The sequence below is a fragment of the Geodermatophilus sp. DF01-2 genome, from assembly GCF_004571065.1.
GTDB lineage: Bacteria > Actinomycetota > Actinomycetes > Mycobacteriales > Geodermatophilaceae > Geodermatophilus.
This window is the reverse complement of sequence record NZ_SPQN01000196.1, coordinates 1-647: the sequence shown is the minus strand read 5'-3', so window position 1 is coordinate 647 and position 647 is coordinate 1. Positions and strand designations below refer to the sequence as shown.

Here is a 647-nt window from a genome sequence, read left to right as displayed (position 1 = left end):
CGCCGCCGTGCCCGTGGTCGTGGTGGACGACGGCTCGGCCGACCCGGCTGCGGTCACGGCGACCGCCGGCCGGCACGGCGCCCGGGTGCTGCGGCATCCCACCGCCCGCGGCCCGGCCGCCGCGCGCAACGCCGGTCTCCGCGCGGCGACCACCGACCTGGTCGCCTTCCTCGACTCCGACTGCGTGCCGCTGCCCGGATGGTCCGCGCCGCTGGCCCGGCACACCGCCGACCCGCGGCTGGCGCTGGTCGCCCCGCGGATCACCGCGCTGTCCGCCGACGGCGCCGGCTGGGTGGAACCGTACGAGGCCGCGGTGAGCGCCCTGGACATGGGCGCCGCGCCGGCGCCGGTCGCGCCGGGGACGGCGGTGTCCTACCTGCCCAGCGCGGCGCTGCTGGCCCGGCGCCGCGCTCTGGGCGACGGGTTCGACGAGTCGATGCGGGTGGCCGAGGACGTCGACCTGGTCTGGCGGCTGGCCGCGGCCGGCTGGCGGGTGCGGTACGAGCCGTCGGCCGCCGTCGCCCACGAGCACCGATCGGCCATCGGGGAGTGGCTGCGCCGCCGGGCCTTCTACGGCACCGGCGCCGCGCTGCTGGTCGCCCGCCACGGCGCCGCGGTCGCTCCCGTGGTGCTCTCGCCGTGGTCGG

General features: G+C 80.1%; 1 protein-coding gene. It reads left to right on the top strand.

Translation table 11 applies throughout. The features are described 5' to 3' along the window. Positions 1-647: mycofactocin biosynthesis glycosyltransferase MftF (gene mftF / locus E4P41_RS21800; RefSeq protein WP_135143266.1), on the top strand; the 647-nt coding region annotated here is incomplete at both ends.